The organism is Streptomyces synnematoformans (genome assembly GCF_039531005.1).
Lineage (GTDB): Bacteria > Actinomycetota > Actinomycetes > Streptomycetales > Streptomycetaceae > Streptomyces > Streptomyces synnematoformans.
Genome location: NZ_BAAAPF010000459.1, coordinates 1 through 3,990 on the forward strand (window position 1 = coordinate 1; position 3,990 = coordinate 3,990).

The 3,990-nt window shown below is 75.1% G+C and carries 3 protein-coding genes; 1 reads left to right on the forward strand and 2 read right to left on the reverse strand.

Translation table 11 applies throughout. The annotated features are described in order from the left end of the window. On the forward strand, nt 1-365 hold a 365-nt coding region (locus ABD317_RS34310), incomplete at its 5' end, for a hypothetical protein (protein WP_344295346.1). A gap of 85 nt (nt 366-450) precedes the next feature. Here ABD317_RS34310 and fxsT read toward each other — a convergent pair. Both fxsT and ABD317_RS34320 read right to left on the reverse strand, forming a co-directional pair. Beyond that, a complete protein-coding gene (fxsT, locus tag ABD317_RS34315; protein WP_344295348.1) occupies nt 451-3,060 on the reverse strand; it encodes an FxSxx-COOH system tetratricopeptide repeat protein in 2,610 nt (869 codons plus the stop codon). Between the two features lie 96 nt (nt 3,061-3,156). Next, on the reverse strand, nt 3,157-3,990 hold an 834-nt coding region (locus ABD317_RS34320; protein ID WP_344295351.1), incomplete at its 5' end, for a VMAP-C domain-containing protein.

A 3,990-nucleotide genomic window follows, 5' to 3' on the forward strand; every position in this document is an offset into this window, starting at 1 on the left:
GGCGGGGCCTGGACACGCGGGCGGTCCTGCTGCGCCGGATGCTCGTGGACGGCGCCGGCGACCCGGCGCGGGCGGAGGCGGCGGCCGGGGCGGTCGAAGGCGCGCGGCCCGAGGACCTGGCGCTGGTGACCGGCGACCACGACGCGGCCCGCGCCGCCTTCACGGACCGGATCGTGCGCGGGCCCGGCCCCGACCCCGACGCCTGGTCCGGCCTCGGCCTGGCGCTGCGGGCCCGGGGCCACCCGGCGGCCGGTGTGCTGCTGGAGCGCCCGGAGTTCGTGCTGGCTGTCCACGCGGAGCTGCGCCGCGGTGGCGCCGGGCCCGCCCCCGACCCCGTACGCCTGGCCGCCGCCTTCAGCCGCTGAGCCGAGGCCGGCGGCCCCGGCGCGGCGGCCGGGCGCGGCGGCGTGGCCCAGCCGCGTGGCCCAGCCGCGTGTCCCAGCCGCCGGGTCACAGCGGCAGCGGGTCGATGAAGCAGTTGGCGCGCTCCCGGTTCGCCAGCGTGGCCGCCGCCGGGTGCTCCGGGCCGAGGCGCTCGCGCATCTCCGCCAGCACGGCGCCGTGCAGGTCGTCGCACTCGGCGTGGCGCTCCAGCGCGTGCAGGTCCAGCGCCCGGTTGGCGGCCAGCGTCAGCGTCGAGGGGTGCTTCTCGCCGAGCACCTCCGCCGAGCGCTCCAGCGTCGCCGCGTCCAGGTCCAGGGCGTCCCGGTGCCGGCCGAGCCCGGCGAGGTCGCTGGCCAGGTTGGTGGCCACCATCAGGGTCAGCGGATGCAGCTCGCCGAGCTGGCCGAGCAGCGCGTCGTAGGCGGCCCGGTTGAGTTCGTACGCCGGCCCGCACCGGTCGTCCAGCCGGGCGATGATCGCCAGGTTGGCCCGGGCCGACACGGTGTGCGGGTGGTGGTCGCCGAAGATGCCCCGGAAGCGGTCGAGCGACACCTCGGCCAGCTCGCGGGCCCGCTCCATCTGCCCGGCGTGGCGCAGGTCCACCGACATGCCCAGGCAGGCGGCGATCGTGGCCGGGTGGGCGCGTCCGAAGCGCTCCTCGATCACGGCCATCACCTCCTCGGACAGCTCCAGGGCGGCGGCGTGGTCGCCCGCCTTCCGCCGGGTCACCGCGAGCACCCGCTTGGCGTGCAGCACGGCCGGGTTGTCCGCCCGCAGGTAGCGGGCGTACAGGCTGACGACCTCCTCCTGACGGTTGCGCGCCTGCAGGTAGAGGCCCAGCTCGCGCTCGTCGATGGTCAGGCCCACCCGGGTCAGCAGGGTCTGCTCGTGCTCCGCGCCCAGCAGCGTCTGCTTCAGCTCCCAGGTGTGGCGGTCCAGCTCGTACGCCTCCCGGAAGCTGCCGACGAGGCGCAGCGCCACCCCGAGGTTGTGGGCCGCGTTCAGCGTGAAGGGGTCGTCCTCGCCGAACGCCGCGGTCGCGGTGTCGAAGACCCGCCGGCTCAGCGCCAGGGCCTTCCCGAAGGCCCCCCTGACCCGCAGGTCCGCGGCGACCGCGCCGAGGGCGTCCAGATGGGCCTCGTTGGCGTCGGCCACCCGGATCGGCCCCGGGCCGACCACGCGCTCGTGGGCGTCGAGCGTCTCCCTGTTGATCTCGGCGGCCTCCTCGTAGCGGCCCATGCTGAACAGGGTCCAGCCGAGCCAGAAGGCGAGCTGCAGCGTCCGCTCGTGCTCGGCGCCGAACAGTGCGGCGGCGGCGTCGTGCGCCTCGCGGGTGAACCGCAGGGCGCTCTCGTGGTCGCCGAACCGCTGCAGGTACTTCGCCGTGTTGATCACGAGGTCGCGTACCCACGGGTCCGTCGAGTGGACGGCGTCGGTGGCCACGACGTGCGGGTACAACTCCGAATAGCGGCCCCACTGCGTGTTCGACTCCGGGTCCCGCGGATCCGCGGCGGCCAGCAGCAGCTGGGCGCCGAGCCGCATCAGCTCCCGCTCCGGCGGCGTCATCCGCTGCGCCAGCACGGTCTGCACCAGGCGGTGCATCTGCAGCGAGTTGTTGCGGGCGTCGATCCGCGCCAGCGAGAACCGCTTGATCTCGCGGATCGCCCGCCCCAGCCGCATCGGGTCGGCCAGCGCCGCGTCCAGCTCCGGCGTTATCCTGCCGCGGTGCGCGCCGTGGAACAGCGAGCGGGGGATCGGCTCGGGCGCGTAGTACGCGCACACCTGGAGCAGGTGCAGCGCCTCGGGGTTGGTCTGCTCGATCCGGTCGAGGGAGACGTTCCACGCGGTGGCGACGGACTCCGGATACAGGTGCGGCGCGCCCTCGTAGAGCAGGTCGCCGCGCTTGTCCTCGAACAGCCGCAGGTACTCCGCCACGGGCATGCCGGTCTGCGCCCGCCACGCCGCCGCCTGCTCGATCGCCAGCGGCAGGTCGCCGAGGGCCTCGGCCAGCCTGTCGGCCTCCTCCGGGTCGAGCGCGGGCCCGCGCTTGTTGAGCAGCGCGATGCTCTCCGCCCGCTCGAAGACCCGCACTTCGAGGCAGCCCGCGATGTCCTCCCACTGCGGGTTGCGCGAGGTGATGAGGACGGCGCCGCGGCGGGAGTTCGGCAGGTACGGCGCCAGGGCCTGCGCGTTCTCCGCGTTGTCGAAGACCAGCAGCCAGCGGGAGTAGGGCACGCCGCGGCGCAGCGAGTCCAGCGCCTGCGCCACGCCGGCGCCGGCGTCGCCGCCGTCGTCGACGCCGAGCCGGCCGGCCAGGTGCGAGAGGGTGTTGACGATGCCGGGGGTGTGCTCGCTGGGCACCCAGCACACGACGTCGTAGTCGGCCTGGTGCCGGTACACGTACTCGATGGCGAGCTGGGACTTGCCGATGCCGCCGAGCCCGTACATCGCCTCGGGGAGGACCGCGGTGGGGGTCCGCTTGTCGGCCAGCCGTTCGGCCAGCGCGTCGAGCAGCCGCTCGCGGCCGGTGAAGTTGGGGTTGCGCGGCGGGACGTTCTCCCACACCGCCGGTGCGCCGCCCGGGGGCTGGCGCGGCGGTGCCGCACGCCTCGCCGGGTCCGGGCCCTGGTCGGAGTCCGGGCGGGGGCGCTGCGGCGGTTCACTGGCGCTGGGCATGGGGTTCCCCTCGGATCGGATGCCCGCCCCTGGCGGAGGCGATGCCGTTCCCCGGCCGGGCGGAGTCGTGCCCGCGCGGCCCGGCCGCACGCGGCCTCACGGTGACACCTCGCCGTACACGAGGCCGGGCAGGTTCTCCGGGGTGTCGAAGATGACGACGAACTGGCTGTTCCAGACCGACTCGCCGGCCGCCGGACCGTCGCCATCGTCCCGGCCGAACTGCCGCACGTCGAGACGGCCTTCGGCCATGATGCGCCGGGACAGCGCGGTGAAGTCCGGCTGCGCACGCGGGTGGTGCCGCCACATCACCAGCGGCACGCCGTGCCGGAGGGCCGTGCTCACCTCGTTGCGGCCGGTGTCGGAGCCGGGCTTCTGGGTGAGCAGCACGCCGGACACCGGTTCCGCCGCGGCCGCCTGAGGCCCGTCCAGCGCGGCGACCTGGAACGTCAGCCGGCCCGGCGTCCGCCGGGTGCGCCGCCAGTGCTCCTGCCACACCGCGCGCCAGGTGCTGTTGTGCAGCCGGTCCAGGCTGTGGACGACCAGCGGGAAGGACGTGGCCGCCTGGGGCAGCCCGCCATGGGCTATCAGCTTGTCGGGGTGGTCGATGAGGTCCAGCGGCAGGATGTACTCGACCTCGATGCGGCCGTCGGGCACCCCGTGGACTTCCCGGAGCATGCCGCGGGCCACCTCCACCCGGTCGGACAGCAGGGTCAGGTGGATGACCCGCTCGGCGAGCGGCATCGGCAGCCGCTGCCAGGCGGCGGGGCGGGGGCGGCACTGGAAGTAGAAGGAGACCGTCCAGCAGTCCGGGTCGCCGTCCGGGTCCGGTATCAGCTCGACCAGCAGCCGGGCGGACGTCGGACGCTGCACGGGGGCGCTGACCAGCCGGCGGCGCAGCCCGTCCACCTGGCGGGCGTAGCCGCCGCGCCC